Origin of the sequence: Kitasatospora sp. NPDC096077, from assembly GCF_040303245.1 — a bacterium.
Classification (GTDB): domain Bacteria; phylum Actinomycetota; class Actinomycetes; order Streptomycetales; family Streptomycetaceae; genus Kitasatospora.
Genome location: NZ_JBEOSV010000081.1, coordinates 14,324 through 38,344 on the forward strand (window position 1 = coordinate 14,324; position 24,021 = coordinate 38,344).

Sequence of the window (24,021 nt, forward strand, 5' to 3'; positions counted from 1 at the left end):
CCGGGAACTGGTCTGTCCGGCCTGTGGCGGCGCCGGTTTGACTGGGATGTGAAGTCCACCGGCCATACCGACCTGGCCTTTTCGCGATGAGGATTCCGATGCCAGAAGTTCCACCACCGCCCCCGTTCGCCGTCCGGATCGGCGCCGCGGCGCTGCCGGCGCACGACCCGCTGGAGCTGTACAGCCGGCTGGGCCGGCGCCACGGGCCGGGCGAGGTGTACCTGCTGGAGAGCCTGACCGACACCGGCCACCCGGGCGGGCCCGCCATGGTCGGCTACGGGCGGCTGGCCGAGATCCGGCTGTACGACACCTACCTGGAGATCGACGGCATGCCCGAGCTGCGCGCCGCGCTGCGCTCCGTGGCCGCGGACCTGGGCTTCCCGGTGACCCCGGGAGAGGGCCTGGACCGGCTGGACCTGGCAGACGCAACCGTGGTGTGGGAGCTGCTGCGCAGGGCCCAGGGCCTGTTCGCCGTGGACCGGGGGCGGGCGCCGGGCGGGTTCGGCTTCGGCTTCCTCGCCAACCTCGCCTACGACGCGGCCTGGCACATGGACGAGCTGCCCGCGCGTACCCGGCCGGCGCAGCGCCCGGACGCGGTGTTCACCCTCTTCAGGGACTGCGTGCGCTTCGACGACCCCGGGCGGCCGCTCCTGCTGAGCGCGCAGTGCGCCGCGTTCGGTACGGCCGGTGGTGCGGACGTGGCGGCCGCGGCCCGGGAGGCCGCCCAGGCGCCACCGGCGCAGGCCTGCCCGCCCGCCGCCCGCCCGCAGTCGGTGCGCGACACCGTCGAGCGCGACACCTTTCTCGGCTGGGTGCGGCGCTGCCTGGAGCACATCGGGGTCGGCGACATCTACCAGATTCAGGTGGGCCACCGGATCGACGTGTGCACCGCGCTGACCCCCGAGCAGGTGTACCGGCGGCTGCGCTCGCGCAACCCCTCGCCGCACATGTACCTGCTGCCCAACGCGGGCGGCACGCTGATCGGCGCCAGCCCCGAGCTGCTGTTCCGGATCGAGGACGAGCGGATCGTGATGCGCCCGATCGCCGGTACCACCCGCCGCGACGGCGACCCGGAGGCCGACGAGCGGCGGATCAAGGCGCTGCTGGCCAGCCCGAAGGAGCAGGCCGAGCACATCATGCTGGTCGACCTGGCGCGCAACGACCTCAGCCGGGTGTGCCGTCCGCACTCGCTGACGGAGGAGGGCCTGATGACGGTGGAGACCTTCTCGCACGTCTTCCACCTGGTCTCGACGGTCTCCGCCCGCCTGGAGCCGCAGGCGGACGTGTGGCGCTCGCTCTGCGCGACGTTCCCGGCCGGCACCATGACCGGCGCGCCGAAGCTGCGCGCGATGGAGCTCATCCAGGACATCGAGCACGAGCCGCGCGGCGCTTACGCGGGCGCGGTCGGGCTGGTCGACGTCGGCGGCTGGAGCGAGCTGGCGCTGTGCATCCGCACCGTCTCCCACGACAACGGGGTGTACTCGGTGCAGGCCTCGGCGGGCGTGGTGGCCGACTCGACGCCGGAGGCGGAGTGGAACGAGACCCTGGCGAAACTGGGCGCCGGCTACTGGGCGCTGACCGGTGAGGAGCTGACGGCATGAAGGTCCTGCTGGTGGACGCGAGGGACAGCTTCGTCCACATCATCGACCAGTACCTGCGCTCGCTGGGCGCGCAGACCGAGGTCGTACGCGCCCACACCCGCACCCCCGGGCAGCTGGCCGCATCCGCCCCGGACGCGATCCTGCTCGGCCCGGGCCCGGGACACCCGGCGGCCTCCGGCCACGTCGAGCTGGTGCACGCCTTCGCCGGGCGGATCCCGCTGCTCGGCGTGTGCCTGGGGCACCAGGCGATCGCGCTGGCCTTCGGCGGCCGGGTCGAGGTAGCGGGCCGGCTGATGCACGGGCGGACCAGCACGGTGACGCACGATGGCCGGGGCGTCTTCGCCGGGCTGGGCAACAGTCTGACCGCGACCAGGTACCACTCGCTGGTCGTGGCGCAGCCGCTGCCCGAGGAGCTGGAGCTGACCGCGCTCGCCGCGGACGACGGCTACGTGATGGGACTGCGGCACCGCAGCCTGCCGGTGGAGGGGCTGCAGTTCCACCCGGAGAGCATCACTACCACCGGCGGGATGCGGCTGCTGGAGAACTTCCTGGCGGCTGGGGCCCGCTCCTGACAACAGACTCCGGACAGCCGGTCAGGCGCAGCTGCGGCGGCGCCCGGCTGGCTGTTCGGCGCAGGCCTCGCCGAGGGTGCGCAGGACCTCCGTGACCGCCGAGCGCGGGAGGTTGGAGTAGCCGAGCACCAGGGCCGGGGCATCCGGGCGCGGGCGGTGGTGGAACGGCCGCCCGCCCTGGACCAGCACCGAGCGGCGCAGCGCGGCCGCCACCAAGCGGGCCTCGTCCACGTGGTCGGGCAGGCGCAGGTAGGCGTGCAGTCCCATGGCGGTGCCCAGGATCCGGGTGCCGGGCAGGAAGCGCTGGACGGCGAGTTCGAGGCTCTCGCGGCGGCCGCGCAGGTGAGCGCGCTGGGCGCGCAGGTGGCGGTCGAACAGTCCGGAGCGCATCAGTTCGGCGAGAGCGAGCTGGGTGAGCACGTCGGAGCCGAGGTCTCGCCGGGAGCGGACCCGTTCCAACGGGGCGAGCAGGCGGCGGGGCACGGCGAGCCAGCCCAGCCGCAGGCCGGGGGCCAGGGACTTGCTGGCCGTGCCGCCGTAGAGGGTGCGTTCGGGTAGCAGGCGTTGAAGGGCGGGGATGCGCACGCCGCGGGCGAGCCAGAGGTCGCCGTCGTAGTCGTCCTCGATGACCCAGCCGTCGACGTCCCTGGCCCATCGGGCCAGCGACTCGCGGCGTTCGGCGGTGAGCGCCGCGCCGGTGGGGAACTGGTGGGCGGGGGTGACCAGGACGGCCCGTAGCCCGGAGCGGTACAGCGCGGCCACGTCGATGCCGTCGCCGTCCACCGGGACGGCGTGCGGGCGCAGCCCGGTCTCACGGACGAACTGGCGCTGGCGCAGGTGGCAGGGGTCCTCCATGCCGAGCGCGTCGATGCCCAACTCCGGCAGGACGGCGCAAACCAGGCCGAGCGCGTGGGCGAAGCCGGACACCACCACGACCTGTTCGGGCGTGGTGTGCACGCCGTGGACCCGGCCGAGGTAGCCGGCCAGTTCGGCGCGCAGTTCGGGCACCCCCGAGGGCGAGGGGTAGCCGAGGTCGCGCCGGGAGGCGGCGCGCACGGCGTTCTGGTAGCAGGTCAGCCATTCGCGCTGCGGGAAGCTCGGCAGGCCCGCGGTGCCGGTGCGCAGGTCCCAGCGCACCGGCGGGGCGGGGTCCTCGCGTAGCAGGGTGGGCGGGGGCGAGGCGGCGGTGGGTCGAGCGGCCACACGGGTGCCGGAGCCTGGCGTGGCCTCCAGGTAGCCCTCGGCCATCAGCTGCCCGTAGGCCTCCACCACGACGCTGCGCGAGACGCCGAGGTCCTCGGAAAGCTGGCGGCTGGAGGGCAGTCTCGTGCCGGGCAGCAGGACCGCCTCAGTGATCTCGCGCCGCAGTGTGCCCTGGATCTGGGCGGTGAGTGAGGGTCCGGCTTTCCGTGAGACCTCGATCAGCGTGTGCCAGGCCATCGGTACCCCCTTTGGGGAAAACGTCGTCGAAAAGCGGTCCGAGAGAGCAGCGGTCAATTGGTCTGGTGGTTCCCGGATTTCCGGCGGAAGAATTCCGGTGCGCGGGCCCGAACGGCCCGGCGGACGAACCGGAATCCGATATCGGGTGAGGAAATCATGGTGGGAGTCAATCAGAGGACGTGGCCGGGGCTGCTGACCGCGCTGCTGGCCGGGGCCGATCTGGATGCCGCAGACACCTCCTGGGCGATGGACCGGGTTATGCGCGGCCAGACGGGCCCGGCGCAGTTGGCCGGTTTCCTGGTGGCGCTGCGGGCCAAGGGCGAGACCGAGCGGGAGCTGGCCGGGCTGGTCGCTTGCGCGCGCAGCCACGCGGTGGCGCTGAGCGTGCCGGGGCCCATCGTGGACATCGTGGGCACCGGCGGGGACGGGGCGCGCACGGTGAACGTGTCCACCATGTCGGCGATCGTGGCTGCGGCGGCCGGGGCGCGGGTGGTCAAGCACGGCAACCGTTCGGCGTCCTCCGCGTCGGGTTCGGCCGATGTGTTGGAGCGCCTCGGAGTGCGCTTGGAGTCCTCGGCCGAGGAGGTGGTGCGCTCGGTGCGGGAGGTGGGGATCGGTTTCTGCTTCGCGCCGGCGTTCAATCCGGCGTTTCGCCATGCCTCGGCCGTGCGGCGGGAGTTGGCGGTGCCGACGGTGTTCAACGCACTGGGCCCGCTGACCAACCCGGCCGAGCCGGGCGCGCTGGCGGTCGGGGTCGCGGACCCCCGGCTGGGGCCCCTGATCGCGGAGTTCCTGGCCGCGCAGGGGGTGAGCGCGCTGGTGTTCCGGGGGGACGACGGCCTGGACGAGCTGACCGTCACCGGCTCCTCCACGATCTGGTCGACGCATGGCGGCCGGGTCGAGTGCGAGCGCCTGGACCCGCGTCGGCTGGGGATCCCGCTCGCGGAGAGCGGCGCGCTGCGCGGCGGCGACGCGGCGCACAACGCCGCCGTAGCCCGCTCGGTGCTGGGCGGCGAGCGCGGTCCGGTGCGCGACGCGGTCCTGCTGTCCGCGGCGGCCGGTCTGGCCGCCCTGGAGCCGTCGCGCCAGCCGGTCGCCGACCGCCTGGCGGCCACGCTGACGCGGGCCGCCGAAGCGATCGACTCGGGGGCCGCTGCGGCCCTGCTGGATCACTGGGTGGCCGTCAGTGCGCCGCGGGCGACGGTGTCCTGAGCGCGGCGCTGTCCACGGGCCGGGCGGTGTGGCGGATACGCTCCAGGGCTGCGCACACCCCGGCCCGCACGGCCTGCCCGGCCCGTTCGTGGATGCCCACCCCCCACACCGGACGGCCGTCCACCAGCAGTTCGCAGCAGGCGACGACGGCCTGGGTACGGCCGCCGGCCTTGTGCACGTCCAGGTGCCCGAGCCGAGCGGTACCGTCGGCGGCGAGCAGTGAGCAGGCCTGTTCGGCCCACTCCCCCTCGGCCGTCGGCCCGTCCTCGTCGAAGCGGTCCGCCACGGCGGCCGATTCGGCCTCGGCGGGCGCCCGGCCGGGGGCGACATAGGTCTTCTCGAAGGTGCGCCAGAGCTCGGCGGAGTCGACCTCGCCGCCGATCTGCTCGCAGACGCGCTGCATCACGGTGGCGAAGTCGATCTGCAGCCGGCGCGGCAGGTCGATGCCGTACTCACGGCGCATCAGGTGAGCGACGCCGCCCTTGCCGGACTGGGTGTTGATCCGGATCAGCGCCTGGTAGTCGCGCCCGATGTCGCGCGGGTCGACAGGCAGGTAGGGCACCTGCCAGGGCTCGTCGGGGTCGCCGATACGGGCGGCCAAGCCCTTGCTGATGGCGTCCTGGTGGGCGCCGGCGAAGGAGGTGTAGACGAAGTCTCCCGCCCAGGGCTGGCGCACCGGAACGGGCAGCCGGTTGACGTCCTCCACCACGCGGCGGATGCCGTCGAGGTCGCGCAGGTCGAGCATGGGGTCGACGCCCTGGGAGAAGAGGTTCATGGCGAGCGTCACCAGGCAGACGTTGCCGGAGCGTTCGCCGTTGCCGAACAGGGTGCCCTCGACCCGGTCGGCGCCGGCGAGGACGGCCAGTTCGGCGGCCGCCACCCCGCTGCCCCGGTCGTTGTGGGGGTGGACGGACAGCAGGGTGCGCTCGCGGTGCGCCAGGTTGCGGTGCATGTACTCGATGCGGTCGGCGAACTCGTGCGGCGGGAAGACCTCGACGGTGGCCGGCAGGTTGACGCGCAGGGTGTGGGCGGCCCGGGGCGCCCAGAAGTCCAGGACGGCGTTGCACAGTTCGAGCGCGTACTCGGGCTCGGTCTGGGTCCAGGACTCGGGGGCGTACTGGAGGTAGAGCTCGGTGCCGGGCAGCGAGTCCTGTAGGCGCAGCGCCTCCTGGGCGCCGCGCAGGGCGAGGTCCAGGGTCTCCTGACGGTCCATCCGCAACACGAGCCGGCGCTGCAGTTCGGAGGTCGGGTTGAAGACCTGCAGCACGGCCCGGCGGGCGCCGCGCAGCGAGTCCACGGTGCGTTCCAGGAAGCCGTCCCGGATCGGTGCCATGACCTGGACGACCACGTCCTCGGGGATCGCGCCGGTCTCGATGATCCGGCGCACGAAGTCGTGGTCGTCCCGGGAGGCGGTCGGGTAGCCGACCTCGATCTCTTTGAAGCCCAGGGCGACCAGCAGGTCGAACATGCGCTGCTTGCGGTCCACCCCCATGGGGTCGATCAGGGCCTGGTTGCCGTCGCGCAGGTCGACGCTGCACCACAGCGGGGCGCGATCGAGGGTGCGATCGGGCCAGGTGCGGCCGGTGAGGCCGATCGGTCGGTAGGGGCGGTACTTGTGCACCGGCATCGCGCTGGGGAGCTGGCGCCCGCGGTCGGATCTGCCGGTGCTTCCTGTGCCTTGCGTGCTTTGCGTCATCGTCATCGTCATCTCCACTGTCACCACGCGACCTCAGAGCAGAGGGAAGCGCCGCGACCGGTGGGGGAACGGTCGCGACGCTTCCGGTCAGTTGGAGCTGGCCCGGTCGGCGGCGCGCCGCCGACCGGGACGGGCGGCAGTCAGCCGCGGGGCCTCAGTTCGAGCGTGCAGCACTTGACGCTGCCGCCCGCCTTGAGGAGTTCGGTCAGGTCGACGCCGATCGGCTCGAAGCCGCGCTCGCGCAGCTGCCGGGCCAGGCCGGTGGCGGCCTCGGGCAGCACGACGTGCCGACCGTCGCTGATCGCGTTGAGGCCGAACACGGCCGCGTCGGCGGGCTCGGCGAGCAAGGCGTCGGGGTAGAGGCGGCGCAGCACGGCGAGGCTTCCGGCGGAGAAGGCGGCCGGGTTGTACATGATCTCGTCGCCGTCGAGCACGGCCAGGGCGGTGTCCAGGTGGTAGAAGCGCGGGTCGACCAGTTCCAGGCCGACGACGGGGCGGCCGAAGAACTCCTGGGCCTCGGCGTGGCCCTCCAGGGTGCTGCGGAAGCCCCAGCCGGCGAGCACGTGGCTGTCGGTGACGAGGAAGTCGCCCTCGCCCTCGTTGACGTACTGCGGCTCGTGCAGCTCGGCGTAGCCGCGAGCTCGGAACCAGGCCAGGTAGGCGGGGCCCTCGGCGGCCCGCTCCTGGTGGCGGAAGCGCGCGCCGAACACCTTGCCGTCGACCACGGTGGCGCCGTTGGCGGCGTACACCATGTCGGGCAGGCCGGGGATCGGCTCGATCAGCTCGATGGTGTGCCCGAGCTCCAGGAAGAGATCGTGCAGCCGCTCCCACTGGGCGACGGCGAGCGAGGTGTCGGTCGGCTTGGCCGGTTCCATCCACGGGTTGATGGAGTAGCTGACGTCGTAGTGGGTCGGGCGGCACATCAGGAAGTGCCGGGGGCGGGCGTGTCGGGTGACGGCACCGCCGGGGGCGGCTGAGTTCATCGGTGACTCCTCGGTTGGGTGGCAGACCAGGTGCCGTAACGTCGGCTTCCGTACAACAGCGGGTCGTCGTCGGCGAGTCGGCTCACTCGGAAGACCTCGCCGAAGACCATCCGCTTCTCCCCGACCACCACGATCTGGGTGATGCGGCAGTCGGCGACGGCGTGCGCGGCCTCGGTGAGGTGGGGGCCGGCGGCGTGCTCGGGCATGCTCCACTCGGTGGAGTCGAAGCGGTCCGGGGCGCCGGAGGCGAACAGCTCGGCGGCCGAACGGCCCTGGGCGTGCAGCAGGTTGACGGTGAAGGCGTCCGATTCCAGGGCCGCCCGCAGGGTCGGGCTCTCGGCCCGCATGCCGACGGCCAGGGTGGGCGGGTCCACGCTGACGCTGCACAGCGCGGAGCAGGTCATGCCCCAGGGGCGGCCGTTGCGGTCGACTGCGGTGACGATGGCGACCCCGGTCGGGAAGCCGGCCATCAGCGACCGGAACTCCTCGGGCGAACTCGGCGGGGCGGTACGGATGGTGTCAGGGTTTGCGACGACTTCCAAGAGACTCACCGCTCGACTTGTTGGAGGATCGGTTCGACGGCCACCGGCGCACGGGTCCCGATCCGGTCGGCCAGCCACAGCAGTGGCCCGCTCAGCCCCGTGGTGATCAGCGCCATGATGACGAGCGCGACGTAGAGCGTCGGCGCCAGGAGGCCCGCGCTGTACCCGATCTGCAGGATCACGATCTCGGTGAGACCGCGGGTGTTCATGAGCACGGCCAGCTTGAAGGAGGAGACCGGCGGCTGGTCGCCGGCCCGGGCGCCGAGGTAGCCGCCCACGAGCTTTCCGGCCAGCGCGAGGGCGGTGGCGACGATGGTGGCCGACCAGGAGAACGCTCCGCCGGGGGCGGCCGCCAGGGTGGTCCCGGCGGTCAGGAACAGCACCGGCAGCAGGCCGCGGCCCAGCTTGCCGAGCAGGTCGGCCGACCTGGTCCAGGGGCCGAGGCCGCCGTCCGACGGCAGCGCCAGGCCGACCATGACGGCTCCGAACACGTCGCTGAGGCCCATGTCCTGGGTCAGCCGGGCGGCGCCGAGGGCGAGCAGGCCCACCGCCAGCACCGCCGCCCTCGGGTAGCCGCAGGCCGCCCGGTCCACCGCCGGGGTGCCGGCCAGGCGGCGCAGGGCGAGCGCGGCCATCGCCCCGCCCAGTACCACCAGGACGGCACGCAGCGGGCCGTCGCCGCCCTTGTGCAGGCCGATCGCCAGGGTGAGCAGGACCCAGGTGAGGGCGTCGATGAGGACGGCGGAGGCCATCGAGAGCCGGCCCTCGTCGGTGTACTCCATGTCTCGGTCGCGCAGGATGCCGGCGAGCACCGGGACGGCGGTGACCGCCAGTGCGATCGCGAGCATCAGCACGAAGGCGGGTGTGCCGGAGTCCCCGCGCAGGTGCGGGCCTCCCCCGCCGGCGATGATCCAGGCCGCGAGCAGGGCGCCGGCGCCCATCGGGAGCAGGATCGACCCGGCCGACAGCCAGGCCAGCGCCCGTCTGGGCAGCCGGTGGCCGCCGCCGCGGATCTCGTGGGCTGCGCCGACCAGGAACAAGGAGAGGCCGAGGTGCCCGAGTTCCTTGAACAGGTCCCAGCCGGGCGACTGGGCGCCCCAGTGCACCCGGGAGCTCAGCAGGGCGCCCAGCGCCAGACAGGCCGCGATCTCCCCGACCACGGCCGGCTGGCCCAGCGCCTTGGCCGCCCAACGGCCCAGCAGGGCGCCGGGGACCAGCACGAGGACCACCAGGGCCGGCTCGGTGAACGTACTCGCCAACACGACAGCTCTCCCTGTCTCCGCGGGCGGTCAGTGCCGCTGGGCGAGGTACTCGTACTGGCTGGGCAGGCGCCTGACGAGGTCCTGCGCCTGGTCCTTGAGCTGCTGGAACTCCTTGGCGGCGGCGGTGGAGTCCATCAGCGACATCGCCGGGACGGCCTTGATCGGGATGCCGCCGAGGCCGAGCAGCATGGCGAGGTAGGAGTACGCCTCGAAGCCGTGGTAGTGCGGGTAGATGGTGTCGCTGGTCGGCGGCTTGACCTGCCACTGCTCCAGCCGCTCGGCCAGGCCGTCGGGGATGACGCGGGTCTTGGCGTCGCGCCAGTAGGCGTTGTCGTCGCGGGCCGCGCCCTTGTAGTGCAGGACCAGGAACTCCCGGACGCCGTCGAGGGTGTGGGCCATCGCGCTGTTGTAGGACTTGCGCAGCTGCGGGTCCCAGTCGGCGTTCGGGAAGTGCTTGACCAACTGCTCGATGCCGCGCTGGATGAAGAAGATGCCGGTGGACTCCAGCGGCTCGACGAAGCCGCTGGACAGGCCGATCGCCACGCAGTTGTTGACCCAGGCGTTGCGGGTGCGCCCGACCCGCATCCTGATGTGGTTGGCCTCCAGGTCCTCGGCGCCGGGGCCGACGAACTCGCGCAGGGTGCGCTCGGCCTCCTCGGGGGTGGTGTAGTCGGAGGCGTAGACGTAGCCGGTGCCCAGGCGGCCGAACAGCGGGATGCTCCAGATCCAGCCGGCCTCCTGGGCGGTGGCGGTGGTGGCCGGGCGCAGGCCGCGCTTGGCCATGTCCACCGGCACGCGCAGGGCGACGGCGCGGTCGTTGGGCAGGGTGTCCTGGTAGGAGATGAACGGCTCTTCGAGGGCCTGGTTGATCAGCATGCCGCGGAAGCCGGTGCAGTCGATGAACAGGTCGCCGGACAGGTCGCCGTGCTCGCGGGTGCGCAGGTGGCTGATCCAGCCGCGGTCGTCGCGGACGACCTCCAGCACGTCGTCCTCGATGTGGACGGCGCCGCGCTCGGTGGCGTACTCGGAGAGGAAGTCGGCGAGCAGCGAGGCGTCGAACTGGTAGGCGTAGGGGAACTGAGTGGCCTGCTCGGAGAGCGTGGTGCGCGGGGCGCTGCCGTCCTTGGGACGCTCGACGAACTCCTGCTCGAACAGGGTGCCGTCCAAGTAGCGGGGGGAGCGCTCATGGTCGCAGATCGAGGTCATCAGGAAGGTGTCCTGGTCGAACCGGTCGCTGGGCCGGTCCTTGAGCCACCAGTCGGTGAGCGGGAAGCCGTCGACCACCCGCAGCCGCTCGAAGGGGTGGTAGAAGTAGTGGCCCTTGCGTCGCCAGTTCTCGAACCTGATGCCGAGCTTGTAGGTGGCGTTGGTGCGCGGCATCCACTCCTCCTCGGGCAGGCCGAGGTAGTCGAAGAAGTGCCGCACGGTGCTGAAGGTCGCCTCGCCGACGCCGATGGTCTTGATCCGCCTGGACTCGACCAGGGTGACCGAGACGTTCGGGCCGAAAGTGGCGCGCAGGTACGCGGCGGTCATCCATCCGGACGTCCCGCCACCGACTATGACGATCTTGTTGGGCATGGGTACTCCTCGGCTGTCGTTGCAGGGAAGGGGGTGGGGTGGCGGTCAGGCGAGCGGGACGTCGTGCATCCAGCCGTGCGCATCGGGCGCGGTGCCCTGCTGGACGGAGGTCAGCAGTTCGGCGAGGCGGGCGGTGAGCGGGCCGGTGCGGCCGTCGCCGATGACCCAGGAGCCGTCGGCGGTGGCGACCTCGTTGACCGGGCTGACCCGGGCCGCGGTGCCGCAGGCGAACACCTCGGTGATCTCGCCGGAGGCGCAGCCGGCGCGCCAGGCGTCCAGGCTGAGCGGCTCCTGCGCGGCCGGGACACCCAGGTCGGCGGCCAGGTCCAGCAGGGAGGCCCGGGTGATGCCGGGCAGCAGGGTGCCGGTGAGCGGCGGGGTGGTCAGCCGGATGTCGGCGCCGGAGCCGTGGACGAAGAAGAGGTTCATCCCGCCCATCTCCTCCACCCAGCGGTGCTCCGCCGAGTCGAGCCAGACCACCTGGTCGCAGCCCTTGGCCTTGGCCTGTTCCTGGGCCAGCAGGCTGCCCGCGTAGTTGCCGGCGCACTTGGCCGCGCCGGTGCCGCCGGCCGCGGCGCGGGAGAACTCCTCGGTGACCCAGACCCGCACCGGCTTCTGGTCCCGGCCGAAGTAGGCCTCGGTGACGAAGGCCATCAGCAGGAAGCGGTACTGCCGGGCGGGGCGCAGCGCGAGGGTGCGCTCGCTGCCGTAGAGCAGCGGGCGGAGGTAGAGGCTCATCTCGGGGTCGTCGGGCAGCCAGTCCTGGTCCTGGCGGGTCAGCTCGTCGAGGGCGGCGACGAAGAGGTCCTGCGGCATCTCGGGCATCATCAGCCGCCGGGCGGAGTCCTGGAAGCGGCGGGCGTGGGCCTCGGGGCGGAAGATGCGGATCGCCCCATCGGGTGCCCTGAAGGCCTTGACGCCTTCGAAGACGACCTGCCCGTAGTGCAGGCCGACCATCGCCGGGTCCATCAGCAGTGGTTCGTAGGGCTGCAGTTGGGCACTGTGCCAGCCCTGTTCGGCGCCCCACTCGACGGAGACCAGGTGTTCGGTCAGGGCCGAGCCGAAGCCGGCGGAGCGGGTGCGCTCGAGCCGTTCGGCGACGGGCAGCGGGTGCTCCAGGGGTTTTCTCTCGATGCGCGGGGACACTCCGGCCTCCTGTGGACGGTCTTCGGGTGGGGCCGGCCCCGGCCGGGTGCGGCCGGCCGGGGCGGGGTCGGGCCGAAGGGCCCGGTGGGAAGGGCCCGCAAGGGGAAGGGCCCGGATGGGGGGGTCAGACCAGCGGGGCGAAGAAGAAGGTGTCCCGGCGCTGGAAGAGGCCCTCGGGGGTAAGCGTGAAGAAGTCGGCGAACTCCAGGGAGACGTCCTTGCCGTCCCTGAGCCGCCCCTCGAAGACCCCGGAGACGGTGACCCGGTCGTCCTGGGCGGTGAGCGAGGTGATGGTGTGCCGGCCGGACTCGATCACCCGCTGCCCGGTGTAGAAGACCCGCAGGCCGTCGTGGCCGCGCATCGGGTCGTAGCCGGGGCGCCGGTAGACCGCGTCCGGGGCGAACAGGGCGATCAGGCCCTCCACGTCCTGGGCGTCCACCAGCTTGTAGTAGGTGCGCACCTGCTCGGTGCCTGCCGTCCGTTCAGTGCTCATGCGTCGCCGTGTCCGTTCCGGCCATCGCGACCAGCGTCGTGCGCTTGCCCGTGTACGGCCGACGGCCGTGCGAGACCAGCAGGTTGTTGACCATCAGGAGGTCGCCCTCGACCCACGGGAAGGCGTAGGCGCTGTCCTCGAAGGCCTGGCGGACCAGGTCCAGCTCCTCGTCCGGGATGGGCGTGCCGTCGCCGTAGTAGGCGCCGCGCGGCATGTCCTCGGGGTCGAACATCTCCTCCAGCGCCTCGCGGGTCTCCTTGGGCAGGTTGGAGGCGTGGAAGAGGTGGGCCTGGTTGAACCAGGACTCCTCGCCGGTGCGCGGGTCGGTGATCAGCGCGGGCCGGCGGTGGCGGGTGCGCAGGCCGTCCTCCGTCCAGGTCCACTCGATGCCGTGCGAGCGGCAGTACTCCTCGACCTTGGCGCGGTCCTCGGTCTGGTAGGACTCCTGCCAGGTCAGGCCCATGCCCTCGCGGTAGGCGCGGGTGTACAGGACGCCCTTGACGCGGAAGCGGGCCACCAGGGAGGAGGGCAGGCGCCGGGCTACGGCGCGGCTGTCGGCGAGCGGGGTCTCGCCGCCGGTCTCGGCGGCCACGGTGCTGGCGAAGAACAGCCAGAGCGGGTAGCCGTCGGAGTAGGCGCTCTCGTTGTGCTGGACGATGGTCTGCGCCGACGGGTACTCCGTCGAGGTGTACACGTTGCCGCTGACCTGCGTGCGCGGCGTGGACCGCTCGTTGTAGGTGAGCAGTTCGCCGCCGATGCGGCCGGCCACCTCGTTGAGCAGGGCGGCCTCGTGCACGACGCCGCGCACCAGGACCGCGCCGTACGTCGCGAGCGCGTCCATCAGCTGCGGGCGGTGCTCGGTCGCCCACTGGGCGACGTCCAGTCCGTCCGCGGCCGGGCGGTAGACCACCACGGCCGTGTCTCCGTTGCCCTCGACCCGGCCGGTACAGGGGCCAAGCACCGCCAGCTCCGGCGGTAGCGTCCGGTTCATGTCGTCTCCTCCACGCGTGGTACGGCCGGGCGGGTCAGGCCCCCATGGCCTCGATCAGGCTCTTCGGGCGCATGTCGGTCCAGTTCTTCTCGACGAATTCCAGGCATTCCTGGCGGGCGGCCGGACCGAATTCCCGGTGCCAGCCGCCGGGGACCTCGGCGAAGGTCGGCCAGAGCGAGTGCTGACCCTCGTCGTTGACCAGCACCAGGTATTCGGAATCATCGTTCTCGAACGGGTTGGACATGGTTCTCCCCTTTGTCGCATTCGGTGGTCAGGATTTCCGCCGGGCGGGCCGTTTTCGCACCCGCTGGAACCGGCGGTCTTTGAACCGCGGCCTGAAACTAGCGGGCGGGATTCAGCAGATCACGCAGCTCGGCCAGGAAGCTCTCGGCCAGTTTCGCGATGGTCTCCGCGCGGTGCAGTTCGGTCGAGTACCGCCAGGTGACCGTGAACCGGTTCCCGTTCACCGCGGCGGCGATGTCGATCAGGTACGGTCGCCGGCCGCGCTCGCTCTGCTGGTCGGCGATCGGCAGCACGGCCCTGAACGGGCCGTCCTCCTGTCCCCCGCCAGGCGTTTCCTCGAACCGCCCGAGGTAGTTGAAGATCACCTCGGGCGACGCCCCGGCGGCCGGGTCGCCGACCTCGGAGTACCGGGCGAGCGCTCCGCGGCCGATGCCGCGTGCCGGGACGGCCCGCAGCAGGCCCGCCGCGGCCCGCACCCGGGCCTTCGGGTCCGCCGTGGCCGGCGCCGGCAGCCGGACCGGGTAGATGGTGGTGAACCAGCCGACGGTGCGCGCGACGTCGCAGCCGTCGAGGTCTCCGTCGCGGCCGTGCCCCTCCAGGTCGACCAGGATTCCAGAGCCCCCGGACCAGCCGGTCAGGGCCGCCCCGAGCGCCGCCACCAGAATTTCCTCGGTGCGCGCCCGGTATTGGCCGGGGGCGGTCCGCAGGAGTTTCGCGGTCTCCGCCTCGTCCAATTCGGCCGAAATTCCCGCCTCCGACGATACCGTATTAACACCGGCGTGATCCAGGGGTATTGCCGGGGATTCTCCGGCGGCGATTTCCGCCCAGTACGGGCGCTCGTCCTCCAGCGCCCCGCCCGCGACGTGCTCGCGCAGCGCGCTCACCCAGCCGGTGTAGGAGGTGGCGACCGGCTCCAGGTGGACGGGCTCGCCCGCCACCGCCTGCCGGTAGGCGCTCGCCAGGTCGTCCAGCAGGATCCGCCAGGACACCGCGTCCACCACCAGGTGGTGCGCGATCAGCAGCAGCCGGGACGGGCGGGACGGGCCGCCGTCCAGGTGCACCGCCCGGAAGACCGGGCCGGCCGTCAGGTCCAGCGAGCGCTGCGCGGCACCGACCCGGGTGGCCTCCTCAGCTGCCAGGGCGTGCGCCGGCACCGCCGACAGGTCCACCCGCTCCAGCGGCGCCGCCTGCTCCGGGGCCGCCGGCAGCTGGCGCCGCCCGGCCCCGTCGCCGGTGAAGCGCATCCGCAGCGCCTCGTGGTGCGCCGTCAGGCCGGCCACCGCTGCCGCGACCGCCTCGGGCCGCACGTCCTCGGCCAGTTCCAGCTGGACGGACATGTTGTAGTGGCCGGGCTCCTCGCGGTAGCGCTCGAAGAACCACTGCTGGACCGGGGCCAGCGGCACCGGGCCGGTGGCGGGGGCCGGCGCCGCGGCGGATCCGGCCGGCTGCTCGGGCGACTGCTCGGCCAGCAGCCGGGCCAGGGCGCGGACGCTGCCGCCCCTGAAGACGTCCTTCGAGCTGACCGTCAGCCCGGCCCGGCGCAGCCGGGCGACCAGCTGGATGCTCAGGATCGAGTCGCCGCCGAGGTCGAAGAAGCTGTCCGTCACGCCGACCCGCTCCACACCGAGCAGGTTGGCGAAGACGCCGGCGATCAGCCGCTCGGTCTCGTCCCGCGGGCCCTCGGCGGCCGGCTCGGGGGCGGTGGCGGACGGGTCGGGCAGGGCCCGGCGGTCCACCTTGCCGTTGACGGTCAGCGGCAGCTCGGGCAGCACCGTGAACAGCGCCGGGACCATGTAGTCCGGCAGTACCGCGGCCGCGAACTCGCGCAGCGCCTCCACGGCCGGCTCGCTCTCGCCCGGGCGGGGCGCGGCGTAGGCGGCCAGGCGCAGCCCGCCCGGTCCGTCGACGGCGACCACCGAGACCTGACCGACCCCGGGCGCTGCGGTCAGCGCCGCTTCCACCTCGCCCAGTTCGATCCGGTGGGCGCGGATCTTGACCTGGTCGTCGGTGCGGCCCAGGTATTCCAGGACGCCGTCGCGGTCGCGGCGCACCAGGTCGCCGGTGCGGTACATCCGCGCGCCGGGCGCGCCGTTGGGGTCGGCGACGAAGCGCTCCGCGCTCAGGCCCGGACGGCCGAGGTAGCCGCGGGCCAACTGGGCTCCGGCGACGTACAGTTCACCGGCCACGCCGGTGGGCACCGGGCGCAGTAGGGCGTCCAGCACGTAGGCGCGCATGTTCCACAGCGGGGTGCCGATGGCGACGGCGCCGTCCTGGTCGGCCTCGCCGGGTGCCAGGCGGTGGACGACGCAGCCGACGGTGGCCTCGGTGGGGCCGTACTCGTTGACCACGGCGGCGCCCGGGTGCTTGGCCCGCCAGTGGGCTAGCGTGGTGCCGATCAGCTGCTCACCGCCGACCACCAGGTCGCCCTCGGGGAGCACACCCTCGGACAGGGCTTCCAGCAGCGGGAGATGGCTGGGGGTGGCCTTGACGAAGGTGGGTGCGGGGCGCCGGCCCTGCCAGCGCTTCGGGTCGAGTTCGTCGAGGTCGGCGATGTAGAGGGTGCCGCCGAAGGCGAGCGGGGCGAACAGGGTGGTGACGGTGAGGTCGAAGGAGACCGAGGAGTGCAGCAGGGCGCCGCCGCGGATGCCCGGGTAGGCGTGGTCGCACCAGTACAGGTAGTTCACCAGGCCGGTGTGCGGCACCACGACGCCCTTGGGGGTGCCGGTGGAGCCGGAGGTGTAGATGACGTAGGCCGGGTGCTGCGGGAGCAGCGGCCCGCCGCGCTCGGTGTCGGTGAGGTTGTCGGCTGCGTGGGTGGCCAGGGCTTCTCGGACCTCGGGCGCGTCCAGCGCCAGGTGGGCCGTGCCGGGCGCGGGTTCGGCCGGGACGGCGTCGTCGGTGGCGGTGATCAGGCAGACGGGTCGGGCGTCGCGCAGCAGGGTGGCGATCCGCTCGGCCGGGTACTGCGGGTCCACCGGCAGGTAGGAGGCGCCGGCCTTGTGCACGGCGTACAGGGCGGTGAGCAGGGCGGCCGAGCGGGGCAGCGCGACGGCCACCACGGTCTCCGGGCCGGCGCCGAGCGTACGCAGGTGCCGGGCCAGGCGGTTGGCGCGGGCGTTGAGTTCGGCGTAGCTCAGCTCGTCGTCGTCGGCCGCGACGGCGAGGGCGTCGGGTGTGCGCAGGACCTGGGACTCGAACAGCCCGGGGGCGGTGCAGGTGGGCAGGGTCCGCTCGGGGCCGGTCTGGCGGGCGGTGATCTCCTCCCGCTCGGCCTCGGTGAGCAGCGACAGTTCGGCCGTGGCGCGGGCGGGTTCGGCGGTGACCCGGCAGGCCAGTTCCTCCAGGTGGCCGACCAGTCGGGCCATGGTCTGCGGGTCGAAGAGGTCGGTGTTGTACTCCAGCGAGCCGCACAGCGCGCCGTCCTCCTCCCAGAAGTTGAGGGTGAGGTCGAAGAGCGAGAAGTCGCGGGCGAACGGCTGCTCGGACAGCTCCAGCCCGTGCATCCGCATCGGCTCGGAGGGCGTGTTCTGGTAGGCCACCAGGGCCTGGACGAGCGGGGAGCGGCTGAGGTCGCGTTCGGTGACGACGGCGTCGACGACCCGCTCGAAGGGCACTTCGGCGTGGGCGAACGCCTCCAGGACGGTGTCGCGCACGGCGCCGAGGTGCTCGGCGAAGGAGCGGGTCTCGTCCACGTCGGTGCGCAGCGCCAGGGTGTTGACGAAGAAGCCGATGAGGCCTTCGACCTCGGCGCGCTCGCGTCCGGAGCTGAGGGCGCCGAGGGTGAGGTCTCGCTGGCCGCTCCAGCGGGAGAGCACCAGCGAGCTGAGGGCGGTGACGGCCATGAACAGGGTCGCGCCGTGTTCCTGCGCGGTGCGGGCCATGCCTTCGGTGGCCCGGGGGGAGAGCCGGAAGGTGTGCAGGGCGCCGGCCGAGGTGCGCACCGGCGGGCGGGGGCGGTCGGTGGGCAGTTCCAGGGCCTGGACGCCGGCCAGTTGAGCGGTCCAGTAGGACAGTTGCTCGTCCAGGACGGCGCCGGCCAGGTGTTCGCGCTGCCAGAGCGCGAAGTCCGCGTACTGCACCGCCAGGGGCGCGAGGCCGGCCTTGGCCAGCACCTGCTCGGGCTGCGCCGTCGGGTCGCTGTCCAGTGCGGCACCGTACAGGGCGCCGAGTTCGCCGGAGATGACGCCCATGGACCAGCCGTCGGTGACGATGTGGTGCAGCGTCAGGGCGAGGACGTGCTCGTGCTCGCCCAGGCGCACCAGCAGGGCCCGCAGCAGCGGTCCGGTGCGCAGGTCGAAGGGGCGGGCCACCTCGGCGCGCAGCAGTTCCTCGACCCGGTCGGTGTCGGCGGCGGCGTCGACCACCGGCACCGGTACGGTGAACGGCTCACCGACGACCTGCACGGCCTCGCCGTCGGCGACGGCGAAGGTGGTGCGCAGCACCTCGTGCCGGACCACCAGCGCGGACAGGGCCAGCGACAGTGCCCCGAGGTCGAGTTCGCCACTCAGGCGCAGCACTCCGCCGGCGTTGTAGGCGGCGTTGCCGGGCTCGAACTCGTCCAGGAACCAGAGGCGTTGCTGGGCGAAGGACAGCGGCAGCGCCCGGTCGCGGCCGACCGGGACGATGCGGGCGGTGTGCCGGGCCGCACGGCCCTGGGTGACCAGTTCGGCGAGGCCCTCGATGGTCGGGCGGTCGAAGAGCGAGCGTGCGGAGAGCTCGATCCCGAAGAGCCGGCGCAGCCGGGAGATGACCTTGATGCTCAGGATCGAGTTGCCGCCCAGCTCGAAGAAGTTGTCGGTGACCCCGACCCCGTCGAGCCCGAGCACCTGCACCCAGACGCCGGCCAGTGCCTCCTCGACCGCGTCGCGCGGGGCGATGCGCTCATGGACGGGGACGGCGGAGGGGTCCGGTGCGGGCAGGGCCGCCCGGTCCACCTTGCCGCTGCTGGTCACCGGCAGGGTGTCCAGGGCGACGACGGCGGTGGGCACCATGTAGTCGGGCAGGCTGCGGGCCAGCAGGGCGCGCAGTTCGGCGGTGGCCGGGGCCTGTGCTCCCGGCACGGCCACCACGTAGCCGACCAGCTGCTTGCCGCCGGCGCGGCCGTCCCGGGCCACCACGACGGCCTGCGCGACCGCGGGGTGGGCGGCGAGCGCGGACTCGATCTCGCCCAGTTCGATGCGGAAGCCGCGGACCTTCACCTGGTCGTCGGCGCGGCCCAGGTACTCCAGCACCCCGTCGGCGTTCCAGCGCACCAGGTCTCCGGTGCGGTACATGCGCTCGCCGGGGGCGCCGTAGGGGTCGGCGACGAAGCGCTCGGCGCTCAGGCCCGGGCGGCGCAGGTAGCCGCGGGCCAGTGAGGGCCCGGTCAGGTGGAGTTCGCCGGCCACGCCGACCGGCACCGGCCGCAGCCGGCGGTCCAGGACGCGCACGCCGGTGTTGTGCACCGGGCGCCCGACGACCGGGCGTGGAGACTGCTCCAGCCGGCACCACACGGTGTCCACGGTCGCCTCGGTGGGGCCGTAGAAGTTGTAGCCGGTGGTGTCGGCGGCCTCGCGCAGTTCGCGCCAGAGCGTCTCGCCGACGCCTTCGCCGCCCAGCATCAGGATCGCCGGGCGGTGCCGCGGGTCGGTCAGGAGCCCGGCGGCCAGGACCTGCTCGGCGTAGGTGGGCGTCAGGTCGAGCAGGTCGACGCGTTCGGTGGCCACGTAGTCGACGATCGCCTCGGGGTCGCGCCGGGTCTCGTCGTCGATCAGGTGCAGCTCGTGGCCGGCGACCATCCAGAGCATGCCCTCCCACGAGGTGTCGAAGGAGAACACGGCGGTCAGCGCGGCCCGCATGGTGCGCCCGCCCGCGCGGTCCTGCTCGGGCCGGATGAACTCGTCGCGGTGGTTGCGGTACAGGTTGAGCAGGCCTTGGTGGGTGGTCAGCACGCCCTTGGGGCGGCCGGTGGAGCCGGAGGTGTAGATCAGGTAGGCGGGGTTGGCCGGGTGCAGCGGGCGCAGCCGGTCGGCGTCGGTGGGCGCGGTGGCGGGCTGTGCGGCGACGGCCGCCCGCATTGTGAGGTCGGTGAGGTCCAGTGCGGTGCGCCCGGCCGGGGCGAGGGCTGTGCCGGCCGTCAGCACCAGGGCCGGGGCGGCGTCGTCGAGCATGAAGTCGATTCGCTCGGGGGGCAGTTCGAGGTCCACCGGGACGTAGGCGCCGCCGGCCTTGAGGACCGCGAGGACGGCCACCACCATGTCCTCGGAGCGCGGCAGGGCGAGGGCCACCAGCGCCTCGGGACCCACTCCATGGCCGATCAGGTGGTGCGCCAGGCGGTTGGCCCGGGTCTCCAGTTCGGCGAAGTCCAGCCGGGTGCCCGCGCAGACCAGTGCGGTGCGGTGCGGGGTCAGCTGGGCCTGGGCCTCGAACTCCTGGGGCAGGGTGGTGGCCGGGAGCCGGTCGGCGGTGCCGGACCAGGTGCCGAGCAGCAGGTCGAGTTCGGTGTCGGCGAGCATCGACAGCTCGGCCATCGGCCGTTGCGGCTCGGCCGCCAGTCGGCCGGCCAGCAGGCGCAGGTGGCCGCACAGGCGCTCGACGGTGGCGGCGTCGAAGAGGTCCGGGTTGTACTGCACGGCGGCGAGCAGGCCGCCGTCCTGCTCCCAGAAGTCAAGGTCGAGGTCGAAGAGGGACTGCTCGCGGGAGAAGATGAACTCCTCCAGGGTCACTCCGGACAGCCGCAGCTTCTCGGCCGGGGTGTTCTGCAGCGAGACCATGACCTGGGCCAGCGGGGAGCGGCTGAGGTCGCGTTCGGTGACGACGGCGTCGACGACCCGCTCGAAGGGCACCTCGGCGTGCGCGAACGCCTCCAGGACGGTCTCCCGGACGGCGCCGAGGTGGTCGGCGAAGGAGCGGGTCTCGTCCACGCCGGTGCGCAGGACCAGGGTGTTGACGAAGAAGCCGATCAGGTCCTCGACCTCGCCCCGCTCGCGGCCGGAGACCGAGGTGCCGAGGGCGATGTCCTGCTGGCCCGACCAGCGGGACAGCACCAGGGAGCTGAGCGCGACCAGGCTCATGAACAGCGTGCCGCCCCGGGCGCGGGCCGCGGCCGTCAGGCCGGTCGTCACCTCCGGGTCCAGCCGGCACAGGTACTGGGCGCCGGCCGAGGTGCGCACCGCCGGGCGGGGCCGGTCGGTCGGCAGCTCCAGCGTCTGCACTCCGGCCAGCTTGCCGGACCAGTACGACAGTTGCTCGTCCAGCGCGGCGCCGGCCAGGCGCTCGCGCTGCCACACGGCGAAGTCCGCGTACTGCACGGCCAGCGGTGCGAGGCCCGCCTTCGCCAGGACCTCCTCGGGCTGCGCCGCCGCGGCCTCCAGCGCGGCCCCGTACAGGGCCCCCAGCTCGCGGGCCACGACGCCCATCGACCAGCCGTCGGTGACGATATGGTGGACCGTCAGGGCGAGGACGTGCTCGTGTTCGTCCAGGCGCACCAGCAGGGCCCGCAGCAGCGGTCCGGTGCGCAGGTCGAAGGGGCGGGCGACCTCGGCCCGCAGCAGTTCCTCGGCCCGCTCGTCGCGGTCCTGCGGGTGGGGGGCGCCGGGCAGGTCCACCACCGGCACCGGCACGGTGAACGGCGCGCCGATCAGCTGCACCGCCTCGCCGTCCACCGCGTCGAAGGTGGTCCGCAGCAGCTCGTGCCGCACCACCAGGGCGGACAGCGCCAGCGAGAGCGCCCGTACGTCCAGCTCTCCGGTGATCCTCAGCGAGCTGCAGGTGTTGTACTCCGCGCTGTCCGGCTCGAACTCGTCCAGGAACCAGAGCCGTTGCTGCGCGAAGGACAGCGGCAGCGCCCGGTCCCGGCCGACCGGGACGATCCGGCCAGGCCGGTCCTTGCCGCCCCCGTCCGCCAGCCGCGCCCGCATCGCGGCCCGCATGTGCTCCGGCAGCGACTCGATCAGGCGCTCACGTGCCGCGTCCATCGGGTGTCTCCTCTTCGTGTGTGCACGTCGGTTCGAGTTCGGCGGGCCCGCGGGGTCGGCGCACGAGCGTGCGCCGGTCCCGCGGTGGCCGCGCTACGGCTGGTCGGCCTGCTGTTCCAGTGCAGCCAGGAGGGCGGCCTCGACGGCTGTCGCGAGCTCCTCGACCGTGGGGTTTTCGAACAGGGTCCGGGCGGACAGGTCGACGGTGAAGGTCTCCCGGATCCGGGAGATCACCTGGATGCTGAGGATCGAGTCGCCGCCCAGGTCGAAGAAGTTCGCCTCGACGCTGATCCGCGGCGTCTTGAGCACCTGGGCCCAGATGTCGGCGAGCAGTTCCTCGACGGGTGTGGCGGGGGCCCGGTACTCCTCCTCCGAACCGCCCGTGGTGCCCGGGGCGGGCAGGGCCCGGCGGTCCACCTTGCCGTTGGGCGTCAGCGGGAACGTCTCCAGCGCCACCAGCGCGCCCGGGACCATGTAGGCGGGCAGCCGGCGGGCCAGGAACTCCCGCAGCTGCGCCTGGTCCGGTGCGGGCGCCCCGGCCTCGGGCACCAGGTACGCCACCAGCCACTTGCCGCCCGGGCCGTCCTCGCGGGCCAGCACCATCGCCTGGGCGACGCCCGGGTAGTCGGCCACGGCCGCCTCGATCTCGCCCAGTTCGATCCGCAGGCCTCGGATCTTCACCTGGAAGTCCGTCCGGGAGACGAAGTCCAGGTTGCCGTCCGGCAGCCAGCGCACCAGGTCGCCGGAGCGGTACATCCGCGAGCCGTCGGCGGCGAAGGGGTCGGCGAGGAAGCGTTCGGCCGTGATCCCGGGCCGGTTGACGTACCCGCGTCCGAGGCCCTGGCCCGCGACGTACAGCTCGCCCTCCACGCCCGGGGGCACCGGCCGCAGGGCCGGGTCCAGGACGTACACCCGGGTGCCGCCGATCGGGGTGCCGATCGGCATCGGGCCGTGCCCGGAGTAGTTGCCGTTGACGGTGAACAGCGAGGTGAACACGGTGCCCTCGGTGGGTCCGTAGCCGTTGATCACCCGGAGGCCGGGCACCTGCTCGACCACCCGCACGCAGTGGGCCGGCGAGAGGGTGTCACCGCCGGACATCACCAGCCGCAGGCCGCCGAGGGCCTGGACGTCGCTGTCCACGATCTCGTGGAACAGCCCGGCGGTGATCCAGACCACCGACACCCGGCACCCGTGCAGGAACGCGCCCAGCTCGGCGGCCGACATGCTGCGGCTGGGGCTCACCGCGAGCGCCGCGCCGTTCAGCAGGGCGCTCCAGATCTCCAGCGTGCCCGCGTCGAAGGAGATGGTGGCCAGCTGGCCGACCACGTCCTCGGCGGTCAGGGCGAGCTCGGGGTCGTGGGCGACCCGCAGCACGCCCCGGTGCGGCATCACGGCGCCCTTGGGGCGCCCGGTGGAGCCGGAGGTGTAGATCACGTGCGCCAGGCTGTCCGGGTGGACGGGTGCCTGCGGATCGGTCTGCGGCTGGCGCCGGACGGCGGCCGCCTCCTGCGGGTCGTCCCCGAGCAGCAGCCGGACCTCCCCGGCCGGCAGCGCGCTCGCGCCGGCGGCGTCGGTGATGACCAGCTCGGCGCCGGAGTCGCTCACCATGAAGGCCAGCCGGTCGGCGGGGTACTCCGGGTCCAGCGGCACGTAGCCGCCGCCGGCCTTGAGCACCGCGAGCAGGGCGACGAACAGCTCGGTGCGCCGCCCGAGGCACACCCCGACCCGGGAGTCCGGGCGGACCCCGAGCTCGATCAGGCGGTGGGCGAGCCGGTTGGCTCGCACGTCCAGCTCGCCGTACGAGACCTCCTCGCCCCCGACCGTCAGGGCGATCCGGCCGGGGTCGCGGCGCACCTGCTCGGCGAAGACCGCGGTGAGCGTGGTGTCCGGCTCGGCCGGCGCCCCGCGGCCCCAGTCGTCGAGGACCTGGCGGCGCTGGTCGGCGCCGAGCAGGTCGAGCCGGGCCAGCGTGGTGGACTCGTCGGCGGCCACGACGCTCTCGGCGTGCCGAACCAGCCGGTCGCGCAGGCCCTCGACGGTGCCCTCGTCGAACATCGCCGGGTCGTACAGCAGGTCGAGGGTGAGCCCGACGCCGGTGTAGGCCGCCAGGTTGAGCGGGTAGTTGGTCGCCTCGACCGCGGTGACCTCGCTGATCCGCAGCCCGCGGCCGGCCGCCGTGTCGGTGTCGACCGGGTAGTTGGCGAAGATCACGAGCGTGTCGAACAGGGCCTGGTCGGTGGGCAGTTCGCTGACGGCCTGGATCCGGGTGAGCGGGAGGTAGTCGAAACGCCGAGCCTCGACCTGCTC

Annotated in this window: 15 protein-coding genes; 3 read left to right on the top strand and 12 right to left on the bottom strand. The window is 73.0% G+C overall.

Translation table 11 applies throughout. The features are described from left to right. Nucleotides 1–98 precede the first annotated feature (98 nt). Complete coding sequence (locus ABTZ03_RS38645; protein ID WP_350517894.1) at nucleotides 99–1,601, top strand: anthranilate synthase component I family protein; 1,503 nt, start codon at nucleotides 99–101, stop codon at nucleotides 1,599–1,601. Continuing rightward, nucleotides 1,598–2,173 carry an anthranilate synthase component II gene (locus ABTZ03_RS38650; protein ID WP_350517895.1) on the top strand — a complete coding sequence of 192 codons (576 nt, stop codon included), beginning with the start codon at nucleotides 1,598–1,600 and terminating at the stop codon, nucleotides 2,171–2,173. The genes ABTZ03_RS38645 and ABTZ03_RS38650 overlap by 4 nt, the downstream gene beginning before the upstream one ends. Nucleotides 2,174–2,194: 21 nt before the next feature. Here the strand turns inward: ABTZ03_RS38650 and pdxR are convergent, their stop codons facing one another. Beyond that, nucleotides 2,195–3,613 (bottom strand): MocR-like pyridoxine biosynthesis transcription factor PdxR, encoded by a 1,419-nt coding sequence (pdxR, locus tag ABTZ03_RS38655; protein WP_350517896.1) that lies wholly within the window; start codon nucleotides 3,611–3,613, stop codon nucleotides 2,195–2,197. A 156-nt stretch (nucleotides 3,614–3,769) separates the two neighbouring features. Here pdxR and trpD point away from each other — a divergent pair, with 156 nt between their 5' ends. Further along, complete coding sequence (gene trpD / locus ABTZ03_RS38660) at nucleotides 3,770–4,825, top strand: anthranilate phosphoribosyltransferase (RefSeq protein ID WP_502894737.1); 1,056 nt, start codon at nucleotides 3,770–3,772, stop codon at nucleotides 4,823–4,825. On the opposite strand, the gene ABTZ03_RS38665 is transcribed toward trpD, so the two are convergent. The 11 genes from ABTZ03_RS38665 to ABTZ03_RS38715 form a co-directional block, all read right to left on the bottom strand. Then, nucleotides 4,797–6,527 carry a 2-isopropylmalate synthase gene (locus ABTZ03_RS38665; protein ID WP_350517898.1) on the bottom strand — a complete coding sequence of 577 codons (1,731 nt, stop codon included), beginning with the start codon at nucleotides 6,525–6,527 and terminating at the stop codon, nucleotides 4,797–4,799. The genes trpD and ABTZ03_RS38665 overlap by 29 nt on opposite strands. A gap of 134 nt (nucleotides 6,528–6,661) precedes the next feature. Beyond that, nucleotides 6,662–7,504, bottom strand: coding sequence for a dimethylargininase (gene ddaH, locus ABTZ03_RS38670; protein WP_350517899.1), 843 nt, complete (start codon nucleotides 7,502–7,504; stop codon nucleotides 6,662–6,664). Then, on the bottom strand, nucleotides 7,501–8,046 hold the full coding sequence (locus ABTZ03_RS38675) for a flavin reductase family protein (protein WP_350517900.1): 546 nt from the start codon (nucleotides 8,044–8,046) through the stop codon (nucleotides 7,501–7,503). The genes ddaH and ABTZ03_RS38675 overlap by 4 nt, the downstream gene beginning before the upstream one ends. A gap of 5 nt (nucleotides 8,047–8,051) precedes the next feature. Next, entirely contained in the window at nucleotides 8,052–9,308 is a 1,257-nt protein-coding gene (locus tag ABTZ03_RS38680) for a cation:proton antiporter (protein ID WP_350517901.1), read from the bottom strand. Between the two features lie 27 nt (nucleotides 9,309–9,335). After that, a complete protein-coding gene (locus ABTZ03_RS38685) occupies nucleotides 9,336–10,886 on the bottom strand; it encodes a tryptophan halogenase family protein (protein WP_350517902.1) in 1,551 nt (516 codons plus the stop codon). Between the two features lie 45 nt (nucleotides 10,887–10,931). After that, a complete protein-coding gene (locus tag ABTZ03_RS38690; RefSeq protein ID WP_350517903.1) occupies nucleotides 10,932–12,032 on the bottom strand; it encodes a branched-chain amino acid aminotransferase in 1,101 nt (366 codons plus the stop codon). 124 nt (nucleotides 12,033–12,156) lie between these two features. Next, the gene (locus tag ABTZ03_RS38695; RefSeq protein ID WP_350517904.1) at nucleotides 12,157–12,525 is read right to left on the bottom strand and encodes a nuclear transport factor 2 family protein; all 369 of its coding nucleotides are present in this window, start codon (nucleotides 12,523–12,525) and stop codon (nucleotides 12,157–12,159) included. Continuing rightward, nucleotides 12,515–13,516 (bottom strand): TauD/TfdA family dioxygenase, encoded by a 1,002-nt coding sequence (locus ABTZ03_RS38700; RefSeq protein WP_350517905.1) that lies wholly within the window; start codon nucleotides 13,514–13,516, stop codon nucleotides 12,515–12,517. The genes ABTZ03_RS38695 and ABTZ03_RS38700 overlap by 11 nt, the downstream gene beginning before the upstream one ends. Nucleotides 13,517–13,550: 34 nt before the next feature. After that, the gene (locus ABTZ03_RS38705) at nucleotides 13,551–13,760 is read right to left on the bottom strand and encodes an MbtH family protein (protein WP_350517906.1); all 210 of its coding nucleotides are present in this window, start codon (nucleotides 13,758–13,760) and stop codon (nucleotides 13,551–13,553) included. Between the two features lie 97 nt (nucleotides 13,761–13,857). After that, nucleotides 13,858–21,714, bottom strand: a complete 7,857-nt coding sequence (locus tag ABTZ03_RS38710; RefSeq protein WP_350517907.1) for a non-ribosomal peptide synthetase — start codon at nucleotides 21,712–21,714, stop codon at nucleotides 13,858–13,860. 93 nt (nucleotides 21,715–21,807) lie between these two features. Next, nucleotides 21,808–24,021: non-ribosomal peptide synthetase (locus ABTZ03_RS38715; protein ID WP_350517908.1), on the bottom strand; the 2,214-nt coding region annotated here is incomplete at its 5' end.

What these genes read in the sequence shown, in the direction of transcription:
- ABTZ03_RS38645 (WP_350517894.1), top strand. Translation starts at nt 99, where the DNA reads ATGCCAGAAGTTCCACCACCGCCCCCGTTCGCCGTCCGGATCGGCGCC.
- ABTZ03_RS38650 (WP_350517895.1), top strand. Translation starts at nt 1,598, where the DNA reads ATGAAGGTCCTGCTGGTGGACGCGAGGGACAGCTTCGTCCACATCATC.
- pdxR (WP_350517896.1), bottom strand. Translation starts at nt 3,613, where the DNA reads ATGGCCTGGCACACGCTGATCGAGGTCTCACGGAAAGCCGGACCCTCA.
- trpD (WP_502894737.1), top strand. Translation starts at nt 3,770, where the DNA reads ATGGTGGGAGTCAATCAGAGGACGTGGCCGGGGCTGCTGACCGCGCTG.
- ABTZ03_RS38665 (WP_350517898.1), bottom strand. Translation starts at nt 6,527, where the DNA reads ATGACGATGACGCAAAGCACGCAAGGCACAGGAAGCACCGGCAGATCC.
- ddaH (WP_350517899.1), bottom strand. Translation starts at nt 7,504, where the DNA reads ATGAACTCAGCCGCCCCCGGCGGTGCCGTCACCCGACACGCCCGCCCC.
- ABTZ03_RS38685 (WP_350517902.1), bottom strand. Translation starts at nt 10,886, where the DNA reads ATGCCCAACAAGATCGTCATAGTCGGTGGCGGGACGTCCGGATGGATG.
- ABTZ03_RS38695 (WP_350517904.1), bottom strand. Translation starts at nt 12,525, where the DNA reads ATGAGCACTGAACGGACGGCAGGCACCGAGCAGGTGCGCACCTACTAC.
- ABTZ03_RS38700 (WP_350517905.1), bottom strand. Translation starts at nt 13,516, where the DNA reads ATGAACCGGACGCTACCGCCGGAGCTGGCGGTGCTTGGCCCCTGTACC.
- ABTZ03_RS38705 (WP_350517906.1), bottom strand. Translation starts at nt 13,760, where the DNA reads ATGTCCAACCCGTTCGAGAACGATGATTCCGAATACCTGGTGCTGGTC.
- ABTZ03_RS38710 (WP_350517907.1), bottom strand. Translation starts at nt 21,714, where the DNA reads ATGGACGCGGCACGTGAGCGCCTGATCGAGTCGCTGCCGGAGCACATG.